At 45.9% G+C, this 1,666-nt stretch carries 2 protein-coding genes and 1 pseudogene; 1 reads left to right on the forward strand and 2 read right to left on the reverse strand.

Going from position 1 to position 1,666, the window contains the following annotated elements; translation table 11 throughout:
• Positions 1 to 84: pseudogene (locus R8N28_RS27490) on the forward strand (AcrB/AcrD/AcrF family protein); the annotation flags it as partial.
• Positions 85 to 152: 68 nt separating this feature from the next.
• Here the strand turns inward: R8N28_RS27490 and R8N28_RS24165 are convergent.
• Together R8N28_RS24165 and R8N28_RS24170 are read right to left on the reverse strand one after the other, a co-directional pair.
• Positions 153 to 728, reverse strand: a complete 576-nt coding sequence (locus R8N28_RS24165; RefSeq protein ID WP_025589686.1) for a porin family protein — start codon at positions 726 to 728, stop codon at positions 153 to 155.
• 309 nt (positions 729 to 1,037) lie between these two features.
• Positions 1,038 to 1,666, reverse strand: a 629-nt coding sequence (locus R8N28_RS24170) for a PTS fructose transporter subunit IIC (protein WP_318183541.1), incomplete at its 5' end; no start/stop codon positions are given.

A 1,666-nucleotide genomic window follows, 5' to 3' on the forward strand; every position in this document is an offset into this window, starting at 1 on the left:
CTTGGTTTTGCAACGGTACTAACATTGATTGTTGTACCAGTAATGTTTGCGATTCTATTTAGGATTAAACCGACCACTGCATAAGGACTCCTGACTTACCTAAGTCAGCTTCCTGCCTAGCCCTGAGGGATTTCCTCAGGGCTTTTTTCGTTTTAGAACTTGTAAGAAACACCAGCGTAAAGCGAGCCGATCATGATGGTTAAGTCATCGTAAGTTTCGTCAATTACAAATGTGTCTACTTCATAAGCGATGCGGAAATTCAGATTCTCGATCGCTTTAGGTGAGTATTCGCCACCAACACCTGCACGGAATGACGTTTCTGCTTTTGACGAAGAGCCAAAATCAAGTTCGGTACGACCAAGGCCAACCGTCGCAAACGGACGCCAGCCACTGTCAAAGGTGTAGCCTAGGTTCGCCATTAGAGCGATGTTTTCAGGTTTTACCATTGTGCGTGGTGCATCTTCAAACTTGTCAAAAATATCACCGTAGCGTGTGTATTGCGCTTCGATTGCGACGATACGGTTGAACTGGTAACCGCCAAACAGTTTGTATGTGGAGTCGTTAGAATCCAGATTAACCGCATACGGCCAAACACTGTCGTCATAGACAGTTGTAACCCCGATACCACCACCAAGGTAAAAGCCTGATACGTCTTTTTTCTCGACATCAGTTTGATTTGCTTGCGCGAATGCTGAAACAGCAGCTAACAAAAGGACAGCTTTTTTCATGTGTAATTAACTTTATTATGTTGATTAAAACGAAGTGAAATATAAGAGGCTTTATCTGCTTTTGGGATTTTTCATCGGCTACTTGAAAAAACACAAGTCACCGAAGCGTTAGTTAAGCAAATAAGTCGCACCTCTCATGCGTGCAGCATAACGAGTCAAAAAATAAAGGTTAAGTATCGAAATGTATGGTTTTGTCAGAAGAGGGGGAAATAAAAAACACCTCCCTTAACCGGAATTTAAGGGAGGTGCTGAATGCCAAATCGAGGGTGGCATTGTTAATTGCTTAAGTGTTAATCGCTTAAGTTTTGCTTATGCAGCAACTTCTTGTTTTGCATCCGCTTTGTTTTTTAGGAATGCATAGGTAAAGCCTGTTACCGCCGTACCTGCAGCAATTGCTACCAAGTACATCAAGACTGGAGAAATTGCGTTAGGGATAAGCAGTACAAATAGACCGCCGTGAGGTGCCATCAGTTTCGCGCCGAATAGCATAGATAGAGCACCTGTTAGAGCGCCACCAGCCATACAAGATGGGATTACACGCATTGGGTCTTTCGCTGCGAATGGGATTGCACCTTCAGAGATAAAGCACAGACCTAGCACGAATGATGCTTTGCCCGCTTCACGCTCGTCCCGCTTAAATTTGCTTGGTGACAACAGCGTGGCCAGCGCCATCCCCAATGGTGGGGTACAAATTGCAATGCCGACTCCACCCATCAACCAAGGTTGGGTGTTCACTTGCGTTTGGGCAAACAGCGTGGCGACTTTGTTGATAGGCCCGCCCATATCAAACGCGGTCATCGCCCCGAGCACCGCGCCTAAAGCAACTTTGCCAGAATCGGCCATCGAGGCCAAAAATTGATTAAGCCACAACATGCTGCTGGCGATAGGAGAACCAATCACCCACATGATCGCCCCGCAGGTAATAAACGTTCCGAGCA

Source organism: Vibrio sp. Vb1554 (assembly GCF_033344235.1).

Bases quoted from the DNA above. Each gene is read 5' to 3' on its own strand.
- R8N28_RS24165 (WP_025589686.1), bottom strand. From the start codon at position 728: ATGAAAAAAGCTGTCCTTTTGTTAGCTGCTGTTTCAGCATTCGCGCAA.